The sequence below is a fragment of the Candidatus Micrarchaeum sp. genome, from assembly GCF_016806735.1.
Lineage (GTDB): Archaea > Micrarchaeota > Micrarchaeia > Micrarchaeales > Micrarchaeaceae > Micrarchaeum_A > Micrarchaeum_A acidiphilum_A.
Window position 1 is genome coordinate 880,077 of record NZ_CP060530.1, and the last position, 20,860, is coordinate 900,936.

The 20,860-nt window shown below is 48.2% G+C and carries 27 protein-coding genes; 20 read left to right on the forward strand and 7 right to left on the reverse strand.

Annotation, left to right across the window (positions count from 1 at the left end; all coding sequences use genetic code 11):
* Positions 1-7: 7 nt before the first annotated feature.
* From Micr_RS04630 to Micr_RS04685, 12 genes are all read left to right on the forward strand, one after another.
* Complete coding sequence (locus tag Micr_RS04630; RefSeq protein ID WP_203134509.1) at positions 8-682, forward strand: hypothetical protein; 675 nt, start codon at positions 8-10, stop codon at positions 680-682.
* A gap of 66 nt (positions 683-748) precedes the next feature.
* Positions 749-1,144, forward strand: coding sequence for a 30S ribosomal protein S8e (locus Micr_RS04635; protein ID WP_203134510.1), 396 nt, complete (start codon positions 749-751; stop codon positions 1,142-1,144).
* A gap of 4 nt (positions 1,145-1,148) precedes the next feature.
* Entirely contained in the window at positions 1,149-1,613 is a 465-nt protein-coding gene (locus Micr_RS04640; RefSeq protein ID WP_203134511.1) for a hypothetical protein, read from the forward strand.
* 5 nt (positions 1,614-1,618) lie between these two features.
* Positions 1,619-2,521, forward strand: coding sequence for an ornithine carbamoyltransferase (gene argF / locus Micr_RS04645; RefSeq protein WP_203134512.1), 903 nt, complete (start codon positions 1,619-1,621; stop codon positions 2,519-2,521).
* Positions 2,522-2,574: 53 nt separating this feature from the next.
* On the forward strand, positions 2,575-3,240 hold the full coding sequence (locus Micr_RS04650; RefSeq protein ID WP_203134513.1) for a hypothetical protein: 666 nt from the start codon (positions 2,575-2,577) through the stop codon (positions 3,238-3,240).
* A 197-nt stretch (positions 3,241-3,437) separates the two neighbouring features.
* On the forward strand, positions 3,438-4,496 hold the full coding sequence (ftsZ, locus tag Micr_RS04655; RefSeq protein WP_203134514.1) for a cell division protein FtsZ: 1,059 nt from the start codon (positions 3,438-3,440) through the stop codon (positions 4,494-4,496).
* Between the two features lie 11 nt (positions 4,497-4,507).
* Complete coding sequence (ftsZ, locus tag Micr_RS04660; protein ID WP_203134515.1) at positions 4,508-5,539, forward strand: cell division protein FtsZ; 1,032 nt, start codon at positions 4,508-4,510, stop codon at positions 5,537-5,539.
* Positions 5,540-5,660: 121 nt separating this feature from the next.
* Complete coding sequence (locus Micr_RS04665; protein WP_226803554.1) at positions 5,661-6,071, forward strand: translation initiation factor IF-5A; 411 nt, start codon at positions 5,661-5,663, stop codon at positions 6,069-6,071.
* A gap of 5 nt (positions 6,072-6,076) precedes the next feature.
* Complete coding sequence (locus Micr_RS04670; RefSeq protein ID WP_203134516.1) at positions 6,077-6,397, forward strand: 30S ribosomal protein S24e; 321 nt, start codon at positions 6,077-6,079, stop codon at positions 6,395-6,397.
* 11 nt (positions 6,398-6,408) lie between these two features.
* A complete protein-coding gene (locus Micr_RS04675; protein ID WP_203134517.1) occupies positions 6,409-6,582 on the forward strand; it encodes a 30S ribosomal protein S27ae in 174 nt (57 codons plus the stop codon).
* Positions 6,582-7,325, forward strand: coding sequence for a CPBP family intramembrane glutamic endopeptidase (locus Micr_RS04680; RefSeq protein ID WP_203134518.1), 744 nt, complete (start codon positions 6,582-6,584; stop codon positions 7,323-7,325). Before Micr_RS04675 ends, Micr_RS04680 begins: the two co-directional genes overlap by 1 nt.
* A gap of 17 nt (positions 7,326-7,342) precedes the next feature.
* Entirely contained in the window at positions 7,343-8,053 is a 711-nt protein-coding gene (locus Micr_RS04685) for an RNA methyltransferase (protein ID WP_203134519.1), read from the forward strand.
* Between the two features lie 11 nt (positions 8,054-8,064).
* Here the strand turns inward: Micr_RS04685 and sepF are convergent, their stop codons facing one another.
* Positions 8,065-8,439 carry a cell division protein SepF gene (gene sepF / locus Micr_RS04690; protein ID WP_203134520.1) on the reverse strand — a complete coding sequence of 125 codons (375 nt, stop codon included), beginning with the start codon at positions 8,437-8,439 and terminating at the stop codon, positions 8,065-8,067.
* Positions 8,440-8,636: 197 nt separating this feature from the next.
* On the opposite strand from sepF, the gene Micr_RS04695 reads away from it, so the two are divergent.
* Positions 8,637-9,005, forward strand: a complete 369-nt coding sequence (locus Micr_RS04695; protein ID WP_203134521.1) for a DUF488 domain-containing protein — start codon at positions 8,637-8,639, stop codon at positions 9,003-9,005.
* 4 nt (positions 9,006-9,009) lie between these two features.
* Here the strand turns inward: Micr_RS04695 and Micr_RS04700 are convergent, their stop codons facing one another.
* Positions 9,010-9,423 carry a CoA-binding protein gene (locus Micr_RS04700; protein WP_203134522.1) on the reverse strand — a complete coding sequence of 138 codons (414 nt, stop codon included), beginning with the start codon at positions 9,421-9,423 and terminating at the stop codon, positions 9,010-9,012.
* Positions 9,424-9,518: 95 nt separating this feature from the next.
* Here Micr_RS04700 and Micr_RS04705 point away from each other — a divergent pair, with 95 nt between their 5' ends.
* Positions 9,519-10,835, forward strand: coding sequence for an FAD-dependent oxidoreductase (locus tag Micr_RS04705; RefSeq protein WP_203134523.1), 1,317 nt, complete (start codon positions 9,519-9,521; stop codon positions 10,833-10,835).
* Positions 10,836-10,936: 101 nt separating this feature from the next.
* Here the strand turns inward: Micr_RS04705 and Micr_RS04710 are convergent, their stop codons facing one another.
* Positions 10,937-12,145 (reverse strand): MFS transporter, encoded by a 1,209-nt coding sequence (locus tag Micr_RS04710; RefSeq protein WP_203134524.1) that lies wholly within the window; start codon positions 12,143-12,145, stop codon positions 10,937-10,939.
* Between the two features lie 73 nt (positions 12,146-12,218).
* Here Micr_RS04710 and Micr_RS04715 point away from each other — a divergent pair, with 73 nt between their 5' ends.
* The 3 genes from Micr_RS04715 to spt4 are packed head-to-tail and all read left to right on the forward strand — an operon-like array spanning position 12,219 to position 13,411.
* A complete protein-coding gene (locus Micr_RS04715) occupies positions 12,219-12,617 on the forward strand; it encodes a hypothetical protein (protein ID WP_203134525.1) in 399 nt (132 codons plus the stop codon).
* Between the two features lie 11 nt (positions 12,618-12,628).
* A complete protein-coding gene (locus tag Micr_RS04720) occupies positions 12,629-13,210 on the forward strand; it encodes a DNA-directed RNA polymerase (RefSeq protein ID WP_203134526.1) in 582 nt (193 codons plus the stop codon).
* Between the two features lie 9 nt (positions 13,211-13,219).
* A complete protein-coding gene (gene spt4 / locus Micr_RS04725; protein WP_203134527.1) occupies positions 13,220-13,411 on the forward strand; it encodes a transcription elongation factor subunit Spt4 in 192 nt (63 codons plus the stop codon).
* 23 nt (positions 13,412-13,434) lie between these two features.
* On the opposite strand, the gene Micr_RS04730 is transcribed toward spt4, so the two are convergent.
* The gene (locus Micr_RS04730; protein ID WP_203134528.1) at positions 13,435-14,172 is read right to left on the reverse strand and encodes an FKBP-type peptidyl-prolyl cis-trans isomerase; all 738 of its coding nucleotides are present in this window, start codon (positions 14,170-14,172) and stop codon (positions 13,435-13,437) included.
* Between the two features lie 114 nt (positions 14,173-14,286).
* On the opposite strand from Micr_RS04730, the gene Micr_RS04735 reads away from it, so the two are divergent.
* Both Micr_RS04735 and gltX read left to right on the forward strand, forming a co-directional pair.
* Positions 14,287-14,904 (forward strand): hypothetical protein, encoded by a 618-nt coding sequence (locus tag Micr_RS04735; RefSeq protein ID WP_203134529.1) that lies wholly within the window; start codon positions 14,287-14,289, stop codon positions 14,902-14,904.
* A gap of 24 nt (positions 14,905-14,928) precedes the next feature.
* Positions 14,929-16,653, forward strand: coding sequence for a glutamate--tRNA ligase (gene gltX / locus Micr_RS04740; RefSeq protein WP_203134530.1), 1,725 nt, complete (start codon positions 14,929-14,931; stop codon positions 16,651-16,653).
* Position 16,654: 1 nt separating this feature from the next.
* Here gltX and Micr_RS04745 read toward each other — a convergent pair whose 3' ends face one another.
* The 3 genes from Micr_RS04745 to Micr_RS04755 all read right to left on the reverse strand — a co-directional run bounded on the left by Micr_RS04745 (position 16,655) and on the right by Micr_RS04755 (position 18,554).
* On the reverse strand, positions 16,655-17,473 hold the full coding sequence (locus Micr_RS04745; protein ID WP_203134531.1) for a hypothetical protein: 819 nt from the start codon (positions 17,471-17,473) through the stop codon (positions 16,655-16,657).
* A 47-nt stretch (positions 17,474-17,520) separates the two neighbouring features.
* Positions 17,521-18,180 (reverse strand): fibrillarin-like rRNA/tRNA 2'-O-methyltransferase, encoded by a 660-nt coding sequence (locus tag Micr_RS04750; protein ID WP_203134532.1) that lies wholly within the window; start codon positions 18,178-18,180, stop codon positions 17,521-17,523.
* Between the two features lie 71 nt (positions 18,181-18,251).
* Positions 18,252-18,554, reverse strand: coding sequence for a hypothetical protein (locus tag Micr_RS04755; RefSeq protein WP_203134533.1), 303 nt, complete (start codon positions 18,552-18,554; stop codon positions 18,252-18,254).
* A 75-nt stretch (positions 18,555-18,629) separates the two neighbouring features.
* On the opposite strand from Micr_RS04755, the gene Micr_RS04760 reads away from it, so the two are divergent.
* Complete coding sequence (locus tag Micr_RS04760) at positions 18,630-20,855, forward strand: sensor histidine kinase (RefSeq protein WP_203134534.1); 2,226 nt, start codon at positions 18,630-18,632, stop codon at positions 20,853-20,855.
* The last annotated feature ends 5 nt before the right edge of the window (positions 20,856-20,860 follow it).

The window sequence follows — 20,860 nt, forward strand, 5'->3', positions numbered from 1 at the left end:
AATTCTTATGTACGTCAACACGTATAGGGAATATGGCATTTACCCGAACAAGGTTAGCACGCTCTCTGCGGTTGAACTGCTGCGCAGCGGTGAAAAGGCTCATTTTGCCAGCTTTTCGGTAGACTTGGTTGGAGTGGTATCAGATCGCGGTGACGGAAAGTATCACATAGACATGCAAGCTTCGGGCAATGGCAACGACTACTACGTGCTTTGCATGTCATCAAATAACGCCGGAAGGTTCGTTCTCGAATCCATAAAAAGGATGGCACTTATGAACAATGAGGTTTCGGACAATACAACCCTAAGCGTATATGCTTCGAAAGAGCCGCAGGGAAAGGCATTGCACGGAGTTAACGTGCCGGTGCTGTACGCCGACATGGATATTGATGAAAATGCCGGGCTGCATTATAAGCTTTCTGGGGCGCAGTATTTCGACTATCTTGAGGGCAGGACAAGAAACAGCACCTCGCTCAACATTTATTACCTAAGCCCATTTAGTTACACTGACAAAAATGGCAGGCGCGCACAGATAACCACCAACGTAGTGCTTAGCAACATGGAGATCGGAATTGCAAGCGCCAAGGAGGAGCTCGAAAGGATGCTTAGAAATCACGGCGCTTATGGCAGCGAATACAGGCAGACGAATCTTGAGAACTTTGAAGCAGGGCATACAAAATTTTAAAAGCTTATATATGCAAATTAACCCATATAAGCATCTCTTTTGCTTTCAGGATAAAAAAGTGAGTTTATGAGTCAATTTAGCAGGCAGGTGCACGGCCCATCCGAAACGAAGGGCTCGGGCAACGGCAAGAGGAAGATAAAGTTCAAGGACAAGAGAAGGAGCAACGCCGGCAATTACTTCAGCGCTACAAAGCTCGCGGCCGGAGACGTAGCCGAGCCCGTGAGGAGGCGCGGAGGCTCCGAGACAGTAAGGCTCAAGGCTGCCAAAAGCGTTAACGTACTGACCAAGGAGGGCTACAAAAAGCTCGAGATAAAGGGAGTGCTGGAGTCCAAAGACAACAGGAACTTCGCCAGGCAGAACATCATAACCAAGGGCACGATAATAAACACCGACATGGGCAAGGCAGTGGTTGTGAACAGGCCCGGAAGGGAAGGCACTGTCATAGCCAAGCTTATATCGTGATTTTATGTCTGAAAGGGTTTACTCTTTCGACAAGGCAGCCATGGATAAGCTTTCCAAGGCGCTTTCCTACGATCCGTACCTGGACAAGAACCTGCTCCCGGACATGCCGAAGGAATTCGACGACAAGAAGTACTTGGAGCAGCACCCCGAGGCGAGAGAGCAGTACGAGGCGCTGCAAAAGCGCATAGAGGATGCGAAGGACAGGCTCAAAAACGACAAAAGCCTCAACGTAATATTTGCGAGGCAGGAATACAGCCTAAGAGAGGGAGCATCTCTTGGACTGAATCCGGACAAATGCTATTTGTATCTTAAGGCAAACGATGAATTCCTGAAAAATGCCGAGGACAGGCTCAAGGATGAATACGAAAGCTTCGCCAAGGCCGACGATGAGACTTCACAGAAGGTAATAAAGGCAATACACGATGAGGAGGACCGTGCGAACGCCGGATTCGGATCCATTTTCGGGTAGTGTAGATGAATATACTCAGCATCAACGACCTCTCCAAGGAAGACATGCTGAGGATATTTGATATAGCAGACAACCTCAAGGAGAACAAGGAACAGGCATCGCTTCGCGAAAACTCCACGCTGGCACTTTTTTTTGAAAAGCCCTCTACAAGGACAAGGACCTCGTTTGAAGCGGGCATATCGCAGCTCGGAGGCAAGGGCATATACATAGACGCTGCGACATCGCAGAGGAGCAGGGGCGAAAGCTATTCTGACATAGGGAAGATGCTGAGCAGCTACTGCGATTTCATAGCGGCAAGGCTCTACAAGCACGACGACATCGTTGAAATGGCCGAGAACTCCGCAGTCCCGGTGATAAACGCGCTCACTGACCTTGAGCACCCGACCCAGGCCCTGGTGGACATGTATACGATGAATTCGCACATAAAGAACTTCAAGGACATAAGCATAGCATTTATAGGAGACATAGCGACCAACACGGCAAATTCGCTGATGCTCGCTGCGACCAAGCTCAACAGCAGGATATCCCTGGTCGGCCCAAAAGATTACATGCCGAACAACGCCTATTTCAACAAGGCAAGGGAGCACGGGCTCGTATATGTATACGACAGCATAAAGGAGGGGCTTGACGGGGCCAACATAGTGTATACTGATACCTTTGTGAGCATGGGCCAGGAAGGCGAAGCGGACAAGAGGCGCGAAATGTTCAAGGATTACCAGGTGAATTCGAAGCTGCTAGAATATGCCAGCCAGGATGCGCTCGTAATGCATTGCCTTCCGGCGCACCGCGGCGAAGAGATTACTGCAGAGGTCATAGATGGACCCAGGAGCATAGTCTGGGAACAGGCGAAAAACAAGCTTCTGATAGCCAAGGCAGTGCTGCTTTTCCTCTCATTGAAGCAGCAGTAGCGCCATGAGCCGCAAATGCACATTATATAAAATTTGTCCTAGAATGTATTATCATGGATCTTTTCGGCAAAATAGCAATCGCCACGATAGTGATAATATTCATTCTAGGCGTCATATTCGGAGCAGGGCTGCTATTATATCATCCAGTGTCTAAGCCGCTGACTTCTGCACAGGCAGAAGCGCTGGTTCTGAAAGACATACAGCAGGAATATCCCAATGCCGTGTTCAGCGTCATAAGCATATCTAGGTCAAACCTAACAGCTGACAGCTGGAACGTCGTTCTCAACGTAGTTTACAATTCAACCAAGGCATGCCCAGAAGTCATGACCGAAGGATTTGATTACCCTGCAGTCACGCTTGTGCCGAGCGACGAGGTGCTTTACGCATCAAATTGCAAGGTGTACGGCTTCGGCTATGCTCCGGACTACGTGATATCGCAGCCTTACATAGCCATTACGAGGGCATACGAATCCGGAAACGCGTCGATATTGAATTATATCGACGGACATGGATACAACAACACCAATGCATACGCGAGCTATTACGAGACCGGAAACTCGTTCCTTTACTCTGTCGGAATAAATTCCACCGATGCGTGGATCATAAAATATAATGCAACAGACACTGCAAACGTCCTGTATGCCGCGATGGGAACCAACGGGACAATACTAGCCACATCGGTGGTTAATGCGAGCAATTATACCGATTCGATAAACTGAGAGTCAAGCAAAAACCGTTTATACTGATACTTTTATTTGTTCCAAAGTATTGCTATTTTTACCAATATATCTTTATTTTACTTTAATACAGGCATTTAGAAGAGTACATGATTCTGGACTACAATTAATATTTTGCCTAACAAAAGGCTTTTAAAGCTTATCAGAGAAATTTTTTCGACCAAAAAAAGGCGATCTGAATGAGCGACTTCGTTAACAACATACTGGGTGGAAACGCTTCGACGAGCGAAACACAGGAGATGGGGTCTTCCCAAATAAAAATAATAACGGCAGGATTTGGAGGAGGCGGAAACAACATAGTGAACAGGCTGGTGAAAGCGGGAGTTAAGGGAACCGAATTTATAGCTTTCAACACTGACTACCAGCATTTCAAGATAATCGACGACAGAATCAACAAGATACTGATAGGAAAAACCCTGACCAGGGGCCTGGGCGCAGGAGGCGACCCGCTTCTGGGCGCGAAGGCTGCCGAAGTCGACAGGCCTTTGATAGAAAAGGCGTTTGAGGGAGCACAGCTTGCATTCCTATGTGCAGGAATGGGCGGAGGAACAGGAACAGGATCCATAAAAGTGGCTGCGCAGATTGCGAAGGAGCAGGGCGCGATAGTAGTTTCTATGGTAACGTACCCGTTCGACCTTGAAGGGATAAGAAAGGTAAAGGCCGAAGAGGGAATACAGGAGCTTAGGAAGTACTGCGACAGCGTCATAATCATAGACAACAACAGGCTGGTAAAGCTGGTGCCAAACCTTCCGATGAACGAAGCGTTCGCCCTTGCGGACGAGGTTCTTGCGAAGGCAATAGGAGGGCTTGTATGGACAATAACGCAGCCGAGCCTGATAAACATAGACTTCGCAGACGTAAGGTCCATAATGGGCAACGGGCAGGTAGGCTTTATTGCAGTTGGAAGCGGCAAGGGCACAGACAAGGTCAACATAGCTGCAGAGTCTGTTTTGAAGAACAAGCTTCTTGACGTAGACTTCGAAAACGCTAAGGGAGCCCTTATACACATATCCGGAGGCGCGTCCCTGACAATAGGCGATGCGATAAAAGCTGGAGAAATCATAACCGACAGGATGGACCCGAAGGCCAACATAAAATGGGGCGCGAGGCTGATACCAGGTTACGATGACCAGATCGAGATAGTGGCGATAGTCACTGGCGTAAGGGGCAGCAGCATAGTAGGCAAGCTTGAAGAAAAAAGGCAGAGCTCGTACTCTGACCTGGAGATGATAGGCTAATCGGTGGGCAAATGAACAACTTTGATATGGACGATGAAGACCTTTTCAGGGCAAAGATAGCAGTAGTAGGAGCAGGAGGACAGGGCAGCAACCTTGTCAATAGGCTCTACAACAATGGATTGAAGAGCGCTGCAACAATTGCCGTAAACACCGATGCAAAACACCTCAACATGATAAAGGCAGACAAGAAGCTGCTCATAGGAAAGGAGATAACGAGAGGGCTCGGAGCCGGCGGATTCCCGGAAATTGGAATGAAAGCTGCAGAAGCGAGTCAGGGCGAAATCCTGGAAGCGATAAAAGGCTATGACATGGTATTCGTGTCTGCAGGAATGGGCGGAGGAACAGGAGGAGGCTCAGCGCCAGTGATAGCAAAGCTCGCAAAGGAGGAGGGCGCACTGGTCATAGGCTTCGTCACGTACCCGTTCTCGCTGGAAAGAAGCAGGAAGACAAAGGCGGATTGGTCGCTGGAGCAGCTCAGGAAGAATGCCGACACCACTATAATAGTGGAGAACGACAGGCTTTTGAGCTACGCGCCGAACCTTCCGGTGGAAAAATCCTTTGAGCTGGTAGACAACATAGCCTACAACGCAGTAAAGGGGATAACCGATGTCATAACGCTGCCCAGCCTGATAAACATAGACTTCGCCGACCTGAGGGCTGTGCTGAGAGACGGAGGCACTGCAGTCATAAACCTCGGATTCGGAAACGGAACCGACAGAGTACAGAAAGCCATAAAGTCCACGCTGTCGCACCCATTGCTGAACGTAGACATAACCAACGGCAAGAACGCGATGATCCACGTTACCGGAGGCACATCAATGACAATTGATGAAGCAACCAGAATCGGGCGCGGCGTGACCGAGGGAATGGATGCGAAGGCAAACGTGATATTCGGCTCCAGGCTGAGCCCTGAGATGAACGACCAGATAAGAGTCATGTCAATAGTAACTGGCGTGACGCCAAATCTGAACGGCAGCATCCCGAAAAGCACAAGCACGGAGTACAACACAGAATTCCTTTCGGGAGTTGACAGGATTTATTGATTTGTTTTGGGCGCTGATGCGCCCGTACTTTACATTTTTTGTTTGTTAAGGCACGGCATTATCTAACGTTTATATAACTTTTGTATACTAATCCTATGTACAATCACTATTGGTAATTTTGATGACTGAAGGAGAGATACTTAGAGCTTCGATGAAGGAGATTAAGGTAGGAAGATTCATAGTTATCGATGACATACCGTGCAAGGTAGTCGATATAGAGACCAGCTCGCCCGGAAAGCACGGATCGGCAAAGATGCGCATTACCGCCATAGGCATATTTGACGGCCAGAAGAAGACACTCCTGAAGCCGAGCGATGGCGATACCGAAGTGCCGGTAATAAAGAAGAAAAAGTCGCAGGTGGTATCTGCTACAGATACAACTGCACAGCTTATGGATCCCGAAACCTATGAAGTTTTCGACCTTCCCGTACCTGAAGAACTCAGGGGAAAGCTTGAGTCCGGAACAATGGTCGAGGTTCTTGAAGCAATGGGAAAGAGGGCAATTTCAAGGATACTGGGTAGCAACGAGTGATTTTTATGGAAATTAAAATATCTAACGACAAAGAAAACAAGCTTTTCAAGAGGCGCGAGATAAGCTTCTTGGTTGTAGGAGAGGAGAAGACGCCTTCGGCGGCACAGGTAAAAAAGGAGCTTTGCAAGAAGCTAAACGTCAGCCCTGACGCTACGCTGATAAAGGAGCTTTACCAGGCCTTCGGGGAGAGGATGTGCAGCGGCACCGCAGTATCGTACGAGACAGCAGACGCGATGACACAGAATGAGCAGAAGCACAAGCTTGACAGGAGGGCCAAAGCCGAAAGCAAAGGGCAGAAAGCAGAGGAAGGCGAAAAGAAGGAGTAATGGTGTTTTGAATGGCTGAAAAAAAAGGCAATGAAGCAGGAAAGAAAAAGCAGGCCAAGAAGGCTTACAAGCCTGGCAAGATGTGCCCAAAGTGCGGCTCAAGAATGGCTGAGCATGCGGACAGGTATTCCTGCGGGAAGTGCGGCTATACCGAATTCAAGAGCCAGAAAAAGAGCGGTGCTTGATGGCCTCAAGCAACAAGAGGAGAAGCACAAAGGCAAAACCGCGGAGTTATGCAAAAAGCAAAACAGCACCAAGGAAGGCAGTTCCAAAAAAGGAAATGCCTGAACGGGCATCAATAAGGTACGCATTCTACATACTGCTCCTGGGTTCCATAATCTCGATATTCTTTTTCCCTTACTTGTATGCCGAAGGCATAATCGGCATAAACGCGGCAAATGCAGATTCCAGCATAGGCCTGTCGTTCTTTTTCCCGTTGGTTGTGTTTGCATATCTGATGGCAAAGGGAAAGAACCTGAAGCAGATAATAATAGAGTTGGGATTGTCCAGAAGGGCGATGAACAGGAAGGCGCTAGCTTATGGCATAACGGTATTCCTGGCAATACTGCTCCTTGAATTGGGCATTGGAGCATTCCAGGCAGCCACGCACATATCGCTCCCAACAAACGTCAGGCAGCTGCTTGGAGGGCTTCCTGCTTATTTCTTTGCCTTCGCGGTAATAGTAGCGCCGATAGACGAGGAAATACTCTTCAGGGGATTCCTGGTACCGCGCATAGGGATAATACTGAGCGCGCTGATATTCGGCATACTGCATTTCCTTAGCTATGCATCAATATCTGAGTTTATAGCTGCTTTCGTATTCGGTTTGATAGCAGGCTATGCGTTCAAGCGCACCAGGTCGCTTTATTCGACCATAATACCGCACATACTGGTGAATGTTCTCGGCATATTGGCACTGCTCCTTTGATATGTTTGGTGTATATTATGCAGTTCAGGCTTGTAATAGTTGAGCCACATTACCAGATAAACATAGGCTATATGGCCAGAATAGCGAAGAACTTCGGAGTAAACAGGCTGTGGATAGTCAACCCCAAATGCAGGTACAACGGCAAGAACGCCATAAAGTATTCCAAGCATGCGCATTCCCTGGTAGAAAACGCAAAGATATGCGGGAGCATCGGAGAAGCAACAAGGGGCTTTTCGGTAGTTGGAACCACTGCAATATGGCAGAAGGCTTATTCCGGCATGAGCAATATTTACGAGCTTTCCGATTTCTCTAAGAAGTTCGGATCAGGAAAGATGAACAAGATGGCGTTGGTGATAGGAAGAGACACCACAGGGCTTACAAGCGAAGAGATGTCCGGCTGCGATGCAGTAGTCTACATAGGCGCTAGCGATTCTTATCCGACCCTCAACATATCGCACGCCCTGGCAATATTGCTTTACGCACTTAAGGGCAACATCAGCAAGGCTGCAAAGGAAGATTTCGGCGGCGTTTACGCAGGCAGCAGCGAGATAGAAATGCTGCTAAGGCTTTTTGACAAATTCGTAGAATCCAACGGCAACATAAGGAAAAAGGATATGGTGAAACGAGCATTCAGGCACGTTGTCGAGCGTTCAGGGCCGACCAAGAGCGAGATAGCTACGCTGCTGGTAGCTTTTGGAATAAAAAAGAACAGAAATAGGAAAAAATAGAAATAGCAGGCTCACTTCGGAGGCTGCTTCTTTGTCTTTATTATCTTGACCTTTGCAGGGGTTATCATTATCTTGTCAGCACCGAGCTGCCCTATGTCTCCGTTAATCTTTGAAGTGTATTCCTTCAGCTTCGATATGAGGTCCCTGCGCGTATTCTCCCTCTTCATGAGCTCTGAGATATCTGCTATTATTATGTTTCTCTTGTCAAGCTCAGCCTCTATGAGGGCTATGTCAGCCTCCTCCTTGAGTATAACTGGCTTTACGTAGAAATCAGCGGGCTCGTTCATAACGTCTACGTCTGCCATCTCCTCGGAGTTCATATACTCTTCTATGTCCAGTTCCTTTGAAGTACCAAGATTCTTGCCCATTTTGTCGAAGAAACCCATTTAGTCACCTATCAATAGCTCTAATCGCCTTTCAGTAGCTATTCTATGTTAGTTCTTTTAAATCTTTCTGTAATGCCAGCAGCGATATGACGAGGTATTTGCGCAATAACGCATAGGCAGCCAGTGCCTGCATGTGAAAAGTATTTATATGAGTAAAGGAATAAGATTTAAAAATATGTATTTGTATTCTTATCTAGATGATATACTTAAAGCGCGTTTATGACAAGGTCGACATAAGGGACGGCACACGCATACTTATAGACAAGCTTTGGCCCAGAGGAGTCAGGCGCAGCACCTCCAATATAGACCTGTGGCTCAAGGAAGTCGGCCCTAGCGACGACCTGCGCAAGTGGTTCGCCCACGAGAAAGACAAATGGCCGGAGTTCCGCAGGAGGTACGAGCAGGAGCTGAAGAAGAATCCCGCTTTCGAGAAGCTTGTTGACATTGCTCTGAGCACCGATCCCATAACGCTGCTATATGCTGCCAGCGACAAGGAGCACAACAACGGCGTTGTGCTTTTCAAAATGCTCAACAAGCGCATAGAGCAGATTAAGAAGGCAAAATGAGCCTTCAGAAAAGCTTGTAGTGCTCCTTCATCATGCACCTGTTCATTATGAAAAGCAGGCCGTTGTCTTCGGCTATCTTTTTTGCTTCGTCGTTGAATATGCCCTCCTGCAGCCACAGCACCTTTGCCTTTATCTGGACTGCCTGGCGTGCTATTTCCGGCGTTTCCGGAGATGGCCTGAATACGTCGACAACATCAACTGGAAACTTTATGTCAAGCAGGCTTTTGTACGCTTTTTCTCCCAGTATAGTATCTGCACTGGGGTTTACCGGTACAATCTTGTAGCCTGCCGACTGCATGTATTCGGGAACGTCATGGCTCGGCTTTCCCTCGTTGCGCGAACATCCTACAACTGCTATCACGTGATATTTGGAAAGTATCTCGTATGCCGTTTTGTCGGCTTCGTCTTGTGTTGCCATTTCAATCCCGATTACTTATCTATGATTATTTAAATAAAGGTGTTTTTTATTTTATAATTTAGCTTTTTTCATGCAAAAGATGAATCGGTGTAATTATGGATGATTATGACGTTGTAGTGTGTGGTGGAGGGCCCGCAGGGATCGGCGCCGCGTTTAGCGCTGCAAACATGGGGCTTAAGACTGCAATAATAGAAAGGCATTTCATGCTCGGCGGAAACTGGACTAACGGATACGTTCTTTCAGTTCTCGGCATGTACACATATGACGGCGAAAACAAGATAGTTGGAGGAATAGCTGACGAGGTAATTGAAGAGCTTAAGAGGAACGGCGGCACAGAAGGGCAGGCAGGCAACTTCGTCCCGTTCAGGCCGGACGAAATGAAGCTTACTCTTGATATGCTTGCGGAAAAGAAGGGCATAACGGTTTATTACGGCAGCTTGGTAAAGGGTGCGAAGAAGGACGGAAATCGCATATCTTCCATATATGTTTCCGGGAAGAGCAATATCGAAGCCAAGGGAAAGTTTTTTGTCGATTCTACGGGAGATGCGGACATAGCATTTTATTCCGGGGCAAAAACCATGTCAGGAATGGAAAACTCTGGAATACACCAGCAGGCAACGCTTCCTTTCAGAATAGGCAATATAAATGAGGAGAGGATAATCCTGTTCGGCATAGAGCACCAGAATTTTATATCGGTTAAAGTTAACGAGAAAGGAAGACTCGAGCGCTTCAGGGTACTTCCTGATTTCGTTAAGCTAGCAAAGGAAAAATACGGGCTTTACCTGCCTTATGCAAATGCCGAATTCATGTTCAATACGAGCAAAAAGGGCGAATTCGTATGCAATGCCACTCACGTAGACATAAACGATTTTACGGACGGCAACCAGATGGCGAAAGCGATAGAAGACGCGAGAAAGCAGGTTCTTTCCTCGATTGAGTTCTTTACCAAGGAGGTCAGCGGATTCGAAGACGCTTATCTCATAGATTCGGCGCCGTCTATAGGCTTGAGGGAAACCAGGAGAGCAGTAGGAGAATACGTGCTTAAGATGGACGACGTTCTGAACAATGCCAGGTTTGAAGATGCAATAGCCAGATGTGGACATCCTATAGAAGTGCATGATCCGAGCAAAGGAGTACTTTATACGCACCTCAAAGGAGGCGACGGCTCCTTTTATGAAGTGCCTTATCGCGCCATAGTAGTAAAAGACATAGACAACCTTTTCGCCATAGGAAGATGCCTTAGCGCAGAGTTCTACGCCCAAGCAAGCGCAAGAGTTACTGGCACTGCAATGGCAATGGGACAGGCTGCTGCATCTGCGGCTAGGATGGCAATAGACAAGGAGCTCAAAGCAAAAGATGTTCCGATAAAGGAACTGCAGGAACTGCTTAAAAAGAACGGTGCCATACTTTAAGTTCTACCGTCCATATATGAGGCACGTTGAGAGCCTTGCGGCATGGATCAGGGATACAAAAAATAAAAAGAAAGGGCGCAATTGCACCCTTTTGTATTTCATCAGCTTTTTCTCTTTCTTCCGCGTGCCGCAGAGCTTACCTTTGCTGCAACCTTTTGGACCAGCAGTGTAGGCGACAGAATCATTGATATGAACTCCAGCACAAGCACTGCAGTCACGCCAATCGCTATCGTCGAAAAGCTGCCGAAGTATCCGCCCAGTATCACTGGAACGAATGCCACGCCGAGGTTCGTAAAGACGCTGTACATCGATGTAGCAAATCCTGCCTGCGCGGGATCGGATACGTAGTTTGTTGTCGATGTCATTGCCATGGACCAGTAGGCGTTTCCGAAGAAGCCGAACAGGAAGAATCCTGCAGCTATTGCAGCTATGGCGCTAGTGTACGAAAGCCCTAGCACCATGAGCAATGTAGCAGCGAACATCAGCACTCCCGTAGATATCAGGCCGAGCCTGAACTGCTTGTATTTCTCAAACAGAGGAGGCAGTATTATTGCACCGAGAGCCGAGCCGAGGAATGCAAGCCCACCCATAAGCCCGCCATACGACAGTGCGCTTGCCACGCTGAACTTGTGAAGCAGCAGCACCGTAGACGCTACGCCACCGAACATAACAGATACGGCAGATATGGAGAGACCCACGTACCAGTTCTTTATCATTCCAGGCTTGAACGAGCCCTTAAGCGATTTGCCCTTATAGAATGTAGGATATCCCTTTATTCCTATTCCTATCCATATCGCAGCTATTATGGCCAGGACTACCGTAGTCCACAGCGCACCGGACAATCCGAATGCCCCAAATATGCCAGGGCCGAGGAATGCGCCAAATGCCATTCCGAGGAACAGCATACCTACGCTTATTCCTATCACTGTGTGCGCCTTTTCCTTGAATATGGAATCCGCAACCGTGCCTACCGGCGCCATTGCAAGCGGATACGCTATTGCAGCGATTATGCCGGTTATTAGAAATGCGACATAGTTAGGAGATATTGCTCTTCCTATGAGCCCTATTACGGATATTATGGCTGCAGAATACAGAGCTGCTTTCACGGTGAATTTTGCCGATATGTACCCTGCAAGCAAGCCAAGGACAACCATCGTATATCCGTATGCCGATATCAGAAGTATTATTGACGTTAGGTTTACTCCAAAAACTTTGCCCAATATGGGAACCAACGGAGACAGTATGAACCATCCGAACCCTATTGTAAACAATAGGAACCAGTATGGAGCCAGTTTAGACCAATTTCCCATTTTCACACCATTCTTACAAAGATTTTACATGCGTATTTGTTTATATAATAGGGTTGGATATGTTTAAAAATGCTTGGCAGACAACAAATACATGGTATCCTATATGTATGTAATCGTAGACACAAGCTCAATGCTGTTCGCAATGGAATCAAGGAAAAGCGCAATAGACACCGTGGAGCTGAAGTACCCCGGAAAAGGCATATTGATATCCAAGGGAGTCATAAAGGAGCTCTCAGGCATAGGTAGCGGAAAGGGCAAAAGAGCTGCCACGGCCAGGTCATGCCTTGAAATACTAAAACTTAAAAATGTTAAAGTAGATAGTAATACAGGAAACGTTGACCGCTGGATACTCTCAAGGGCGGGAGAAAGCGACATTTATTGCGTTATTACGAACGATACGGAGCTCTTTAATAGGCTGCGCTTCAAAAATATAGCAGTCTTCAAGCTTTCAAGAAATGGAATACTCAAGTAGATGGTGAAATAATGTACTATAATTATTCGATAAAAGACACGTTCAAAATGGCTCCGGAGTACTTTGACGATGATATAGAGGACGTGGCAGTCGAAGTGCTCAGGAACAAGTACGAAGGCACCATAGACAAGGACCTTGGCGTGATCATAGCAGTTTACAATGTCAGGGACATAAGCGACGGGATGATTTACCCCGGAGATCCTGCGACACACCACGAGGTTACGTTCGACATACTTACGTACATGCCAAAAGTGGACGAGATAGTGGTCGGAGAGGTATCGGAGCTCATAGACTTCGGGGCATTCGTGCGCATAGGGCCCATGGAAGGGCTTGTCCACGTTTCGCAGATAACCGACGAATTCATTTCGTTGGACAAAAAGATACCCGCTTTCGTTTCCAAGAGGAGCGGAAGGAACCTCAAGAAGGGCGACGTAGTATATGCCAAGATTTCAACGGTCAGCATGAAAAATTCCGTAAAGGATTCAAAGATAGCGCTTACGATGAAGTCTGACGGGCTTGGAAAGCCGGAATGGTACAGCTCGGCAATGCAGAACAAGGAGAAAGGGCAGAAGAAAAGCAAGGCAAAGAATTGAGTGATTTCAATGGAAGAAATGGTATGTAGCAATTGCAGGCTTATAATAAGCCACGGAGACAAATGCCCGCTTTGCGGGAACTCGAACCTTACAAGGAGGTGGAGCGGCTACCTGATAGTGCTAAACGCAGACATGTCAGAGATTGCAAAGAAGCTTGACATAAAGGTCAACAGCGTCTTTGCGCTCAACATAAAGGATTGAACTTTTAAGGGCAGGCAGTATTTTTACTGCTCGCCTTTCTCTTCTTCTTTGCTGTCCTCTTCATGGCTGTGGGCGTGCTCCTCCTCGGAATGCCTTGCGTATTCCTCCCTTATGTATACCTTCTGCAGGCTTTTCATATATGCCAATATCGATGCAACGAGGCTGGCCCTGTTGACGAAATAATCGGCGTTTTTCTTTACTTCATCGGAATAGAATATTTCTATCTCGTCCTTCCTGATATCTATCTTTGATGGCTCTACATCATAGGTCTTTGAAAGGGACTTCACCTTTTCCTCATCTGAATCGACCTTTTTGACTACCTTTACTTCGTATTTTATCTTCTTTCCAGCGTCCGGGTGATTCGCGTCCACGACTACCCTGCCCGAGCCAACGCTCACCACAGTTACTGCAACGTTGTCCATGTTGAGCCTCATGCCGGGGTATGGGTTAATGTTCTGGGCCTTGAACTGTGAAAGAGGCATTACCTTTACAAGATCAGCGTTCCTCTCGCCGAAAGCGTCTGCCGGCTCAAGCACGAATGATTTCTCTTTGTTCAGCTCCATGCCCTTGAGCTCGCGCTCCAAGCCCTTGACCACGGCACCTGAGCCCAGGATAACCAGGGCGGGACCGTATTTTATGTCTTTGTTGTATATGTCGTTGTCCTTGGCTGTCTTCTCGTCCGTTGTCGCAAGCACGCTGTTGTCCGAATCGTTGCGTGCCGTGTATTCTATCTCTAGGAAATCACCATCGTTGAATGCCATATCTACACCTAGCAGAATAATTTATGCCGAATAACTATAAAAAGCTTTCAAGGATAATACTTAATATTATAACAGCACAAGTCTACCTAAAGGCTTGTGCAAAAGGTCTATTTTATGGGAGAACAGAAAAGGAAGCTGGAGGCCAAGAACACCATACTTTTCTTAGGCTCGCTGGTAGTGGCGATAATGTTCATAACTTCGTACGCGGCGTCGGGAAACAGCAGCAACAGCAGCACCACTACAACCGTGGCTTACAACTATAGCGGGGCAGTCCCTATGACGGGGACCGCCAATGCCATAGTGGCAAATTATACTGATTCTCCTACAATAACCATATCAAGCTCTTCATACAACTCCAGCGAGCTCGCGGTAACGAACTACCTGAACAGTTTGGAAAACAACGGGGCAATAATAACCTATTCGCCCAGCGGCAACCAGTTCTCCGTGCTGCTCAACAATAGCATGAGCGCATACGAGCTGCAGGAAGAGCTTTACAGCAGGTTCGGCAGCAATGCCACAGTAAGCGGCACAGTTTACATAAGGCTGCCTAAAACCGTAAGGATGTATGAAGGCACGCAGGGCTTTACGCTTAACGCACCGACTTCGGAGTACGCCGTCAAAATAAGCCCGCTGCCAAGCCTCGGCAGCAACGCGAGCGTCCACATACTTGCACTCATAAGCTCAAAGGGACAATTCCTGCCCAACCAGACAGAGGTAACGGTGCTGGGCTGAGCTCCGGACCGCAGGTGATTTGAAATGGCAAGCGATGGCCTTCATGAGCTGATAAAGAAGCACGCGCTCAAGAATGCCATGGATTACGGAAAGGCTGATCCGTCCATAGTTTTGAACAAGACAATAGCATCGGCAAAGAAGGAAGGCGTTGCGATACCGCAGCTCAGGGCCGAAATAGAATCCGTGGTCAACGAAGTAAATTCGATGAGCAGGGACGAGCTTGAGAAAAGCTACGAAGGGTATTCCGCGGAATTCGAAAGCGCCGACAGGGAGAAAAAGGAGAAAAGCGCAAAGCCAAGGATGGTTCTCGAAGGCGCCGTGGAGGGCGATTTCGCCACCAGGTTTCCTCCAGAGCCCAACGGATATTTGCATATAGGCCATGCGAAGCCGCTGTTTCTCGAAGCGGCATTTAGGGACATATATAAGGGTAAGCTTTTTCTGTATTTTGACGATACCAACCCCAAAAAAGAGAAGCAGGAATACGTTGACGCCATAAAGAAGGATCTCGAATGGCTCGGCGTTAAATTCGACAAGGAGTACTACGCCAGCGACAGCGTGCCCAAGACTTACGACCTATGCAGGAAGCTTATAAGAGAGGGAAACGCCTACGCGTGCTCTTGCAGCGCAGAGGAGATAAAGAAGCTTAGGTTTGAGGGCAGGGCTTGCGCGCACAGAGACAGGCCAGCGGATGAAAGCCTTGAAATATTCGAGAGCATATTGGCTAACAGCTACACGAAAGATGACGTGGTAATAAGATTCAAGGGAGACATGAGCGCGGCCAATACGACCCTCAGGGACCCGAACATATTCAGGATAGTGAGGGAAAAGCACTACAGGCAGGGCGACAAGTATGTCCTATGGCCGACCTATTCTTTCAATACTCCGATAAACGATTCCATTAACGGAGTCACAGACGTGATACGGAGCAAGGAGTACGAATTGGGGGACGAGCTTTACAGGATGATGCTCAAAGCGCTAGGGCTCAGGTTGCCGAGGCTGCACCTTGAGGCCAGGCTCAACATAGAGGGCAACGTGACTTCAAAAAGAAAGCTGGTAGAATGGATAGGCAAGGGCTTGATCACGGGATTCGACGACCCAAGGCTGGTAACGATATCCGCTTTGAGAAGGCGTGGCATAGTGCCCGCAGCAATAAAGGAATTCGTACTCAGGCAGGGCATGAGCAAGGTAGACAGCACTATGAGGCTGTCCATGCTGCTGGACGAAAACAAGAAGCTTGTAGATGAGAAGGCCAGGAGGCTTTTCTTCGTCACGGAGCCTGCCGAGCTCAACTTTAAGGATGGCAGCATAGGGAACGTAAGCATACCGCTGCATCCAAGCAACGAAGGGCTTGGAAGCAGGGATTATTACATAAAAGGCAGCCATGTGATGATAAACAGCGAGGATGCGGAGAATTATTCCGGAAAGGAAGTAAGGCTTAAAGGTATAGGGATTGTCAGGATTGAGAACAAGGACAATGCTTATTATGCCGAGCGTGTAGCTGAAAAGAAGGGCTACGTAAACACAATACAGTGGATACCCGATGATTCGCTTGATGCAACAGTAGTGATACCTGGAAATCCTGCAAATTCGGAAGAAGAATTCGACCCGGAAAGCCTCAAGGAGATAAAAGGAAAAATAGAGCCTTATGCTTTAAAGATAGATAAAGGCGAAGTCGTCCAGCTCGAAAGATTCGGATTTGCCACCATGGACAGCAAAGCACCGATGAGCCTCATATTCATGACGAAATGATTCATATTTTGCCGAAGCTCATTATGTCGTCATGCAATGCCAATGCGGAAGGAGTGCTTATGTATTTTATTGCCTCTCCAACGAGCGCCTTTGCATCGGGTATTTTGCGAAGCTTGAAAAGCGCAAGAGACGCGTAGTACAGCGCGCCAACCGAGAAGCTTTTCTTTGTGAGCAGGGATTCTGCATGCATGAGCGACTCCTCATAGAGCCCGTTGAGATTGAAAAGAAGCATCTTGGCGTAGCTTGAAGCCAGGGTGTTTCCCATTTCGGAAAGCTCGTTGAGATAATGCTTTGCCCCGGCCTTGTCCTTGAGCTTGAAGCTGGCTATGAATTGCAGGAACGTAGTGTCAAGGGCCTTTGAATCTGCAGACACCTTGCCAGCTTCGCTTATCGCTTTGTAGAGCGAGAGCCTGGAATCGGCATAAAGCTTTGAAGCTGCGGCCCTGTGTGCTGCGTTCTCTTCCATGAAGCCCGGCTTATCGTAGCTTATGAGCGAAGTCTCGTTGTTCGAAGCGCTGAGCAGTATTATCCCCTTTAAGTATAGGAACCATGCGCTCTTGGATGCAGCATATGCGCTGTCGCATGATGAAACCGCGGCATTATAATCCTTGGATGAATAGCTTTGGCCTATTGCCGAAACTGCCTGGGACAGCGCTCCGCTGCTTGTTTCCGAAATTTTCTTGTGTATCAGGGCTTCGCACCACGAGCAGACGCAGTGGTCCGACAGGGATATTGTCTTGGCGCCGCAGTAGGGGCACTTTATCAGCATGCCGGAAGACGCAGCATATGATGCCACCAAAGCGGCGTTCTTAACGTTCAAAAACCATCACCCTAATTGCATACCTGTCTAATTGTCAAAAGGGTTATTTATCTTTTGCGCAATACGGCAAACATGTGCAGCTCGTCGTAAGGCTCGATGCTCACCTTTTCCAGCAGCTCGTAAGCCTCGGCAACCTTTTTGAGTTCTGAATCGAAGACTTCAGATGGTTTTCTTCCGACGTCTATGCTCTGCGATTTTATTATGAAGTAGGCAAATCCCCCCTTCTTGAGGAACTTTGAATTTTCAAGCAGTATGCCAGACTGGTCGCGCGAAGAAACGTCCTGGTATATCACATCGCATTCGGATACGTAATCCTTGTATTTCGCCGTGTCGCCCGCGTCGCCCAGTATTGGCAGCATGTTCTTCCTTTTCTCGCAGACCCTTATGAGCTGGCGCATGTTCCTGTCCGAAAGCTCTATGCAGTATACGGAACCGTTGGGCCCAACTATGTCGCTTACGTGGCTGGCGGTTGTGCCTGTGGCTGCGCCAAGGTAAAGCACCTTCGAGCCTGGCCCTATGTGCATTTCCTTCATGCCGTTCATTATGGCTGCTGATAGCTTGCTCCTGTACGGATTCCACAGCCTGTACTCCTTGGCACCTATCGTAACCAGCTCCTCGCTGTATGCCTTTGAGCCCCTGACCATGTTTTCCGTTGCGAGCTTGCCGCCTATTGAAAATACTCCATTGAAAATCTCCTTTGGCTCCAATTAACCACCAATTCGTCAAAATGCCTCAGAGTGTTTTAACTAGCAAGGATAATAGCGTTTGCCGAACCCAGTCACGTGCCCATGCTTCTCCACGCCTTTTCTATCAGCTGTGTTATGTACTCATCCCTTATCTCCTGCACTTCGTCTTCCGAAAGATCGGACATTTCTACGCCGCGCTTTATTCCCTTCTTGCGCAACATCGAGAGCAGAAGCCTCTGCGCCTTCTCATAGAAGGCATTGGCTTCGTTTGGCCTCTTCTCCCTGAAAGAGCGCCGGGCCCTTTCCAGGTACATAGAAGCCCTCTTAAGCCTCGAAAGCTCCCTTCCCGATTCCGACCGCGTGGAACAGGCATGCACGCGTTTCAAACCGCGCAAGCCATGCACCATTACACAATCTCAAAACAGGATTAAATAACTTCCTAATTCAATTATTAAACGGCGATTTTGGACATGTCTGAGAACATTGTTCTTGAAAAGTTCATGTATGACCTGCTGCCGCTTGCGATGTCGCAATACAGCGAAAAGGACACCGTGGAGGGCTTTGCAAAGAGCGTAAAGGAGGTCTTCGGGATAGACACGGCTAGCTTGAAAAAGCTGGATTCGTTCGGAGAGGAAAACGGAGGAGTATACGGCTACGTGGCCAACACAAAGAAGGTTTATATAGACAACCAGCTCAGCGATTATTCTGAATTCCCGCAGCTGATAGGCTACAGGAACCTGGGCTATTCGAGCTGTGCCATACTTCCGCTCATGGTTGGAGGCAGGATAATAGGAGTTCTTGAGCTGCTTTCGAAGATGGAGAACAGGTTCAGCAAAGAGATCCTCAACAGCCTTTCAATAGGCGCAGCTTTCATAGGCTTGGCCGTCGGCTATTCGGGGGAAGCTTCAAGGAGCAGGAATCTCGCCGCTTATTTCGACTCCGCTTTCAGCAGCGGATCCGCCAACATGCTGGTTTCACAGACCGGCAAGGTAATAAAGGCCAACAAGAAGGCAATGGCGCTCTTTAGGATAAGCCAGTCGGAAAGCGTTGACGTGAAAAACATACTGGGGATGGAGTTTAAGGAGCTAAGGGCGATGCAGCCCGACATACCGATAAGAAGGCTCATTCAAGTGAACGGGGAGAAGCACGTTTTTGAGGTAAACGCTTCGAGCATAAACCAGGTAACTGCTTACGTGTCGCTCGTTGACGTTAGCGACAACGAACTTGTCAACGGCATAAGCGATAGCATAGACGGCACAGGCAAGGCAGTCGCGCTGAGCCTCGACAAGGAATTCAAAGTAATAGGCGGCTTCGGAAGGCTGGGAAAGTGGGACAGCATAGACGGAATGAACATCAAAAGCCTAAAGCTTGGCGACATGATTCCGGCATCGGACTACGCTTCGCTTGGTGCCGCGCTGAAATCAAAGGGAAGGGCGATGGTAAAGACCGACGTTTCCATAGGAGGCTACAGGGAAAAGACGTACATGTCCCTATCGAAAACTGCGTTCGGATACATGTGCATAATGCTGAGCGCAGAGCTCGAGGAATCGGTAAGGATACTTTCCAACAACCTCAAGGACTTCATAGACGTGACTTCCGACATAACCTTCGTAGTGGACCAGAACGGCACGATAACTGATGCGAACATGCCGATAGAACAACTGCTCGGCTATCAGAAAGAGCAACTGCTCGGCAGGGACATAAGGTCCCTTTACTCCGAAGAGGACACTCTGGACAGGGACCTTTCATACGTCAAGAGCGGAGGCAAGGTCGACGGAAGCTACGTAAACCTGAAGAAGAGCAATTCGGAGCTTCTGCCCGCAACACATTCGGTAAGGCTGTTCTTCGACGGCGATTCGTATTTCTACGCAATAATGGTAAAGGAGCTTGAGACCAAGCGCAGGATAGACGACCTCGAGCAGTCCAACAGGAAGCTGGAGGGCCAGTCGAAGAGCCTCAAGATGACAAGCGACCTCAAGTCCCAATTCATATACAACATATCCCATGAGCTGAAGACCCCGCTGACAAACATAAAGGGGTTCGCCAAATTGCTCAGGGAGGGCGAATTCGGGGCTCTTAACCCCGACCAAAAGGAGTACATTGACACCATACTCGACGAGGCAGATAGGCTCATGCTAATAATAACGCAGGTTCTTGATGCTGCAAAGCTCGAAGCCAACAAGGTAAAGCTCGATATAAAGGAGGTCAACCTTGCAGAGCTCTCTGGCAACCCGAGCATAAAGGCAATGGAGGAATCCGCCAAGAACAAGGGGCTGGGATTCTCGTGGACTGTCGATTACGACGTGCCTGCGATAACGGCAGACCCGAACAGGCTCATACAGGTGTTCGTGAACCTCATAGGCAATTCCATAAAATTCACCGAAACGGGAAAGATAACGGTTCATGTGTCAAAGTACAGCAAGCGCAGCGTGATGTGCGAGGTCATTGATACCGGAATAGGCATAAGCGACGAGGACAAGAGAAAGATATTCAAGAAATTTTACCAGGCTTCCAAGAAGGGGCTATTGAAGCCGGACGGCACCGGTACCGGACTCGGCCTTGCGATAACAAAGGAGATAATTGACCTGCACAGGGGGCGCATAAAGTTTGACTCGACGCAGGGCAAGGGAAGCAGGTTCTATTTCACCATACCCATAAGCCAAAATTCATACGGAAAGAGAAGAAAGAAAGAGTAGCTGCA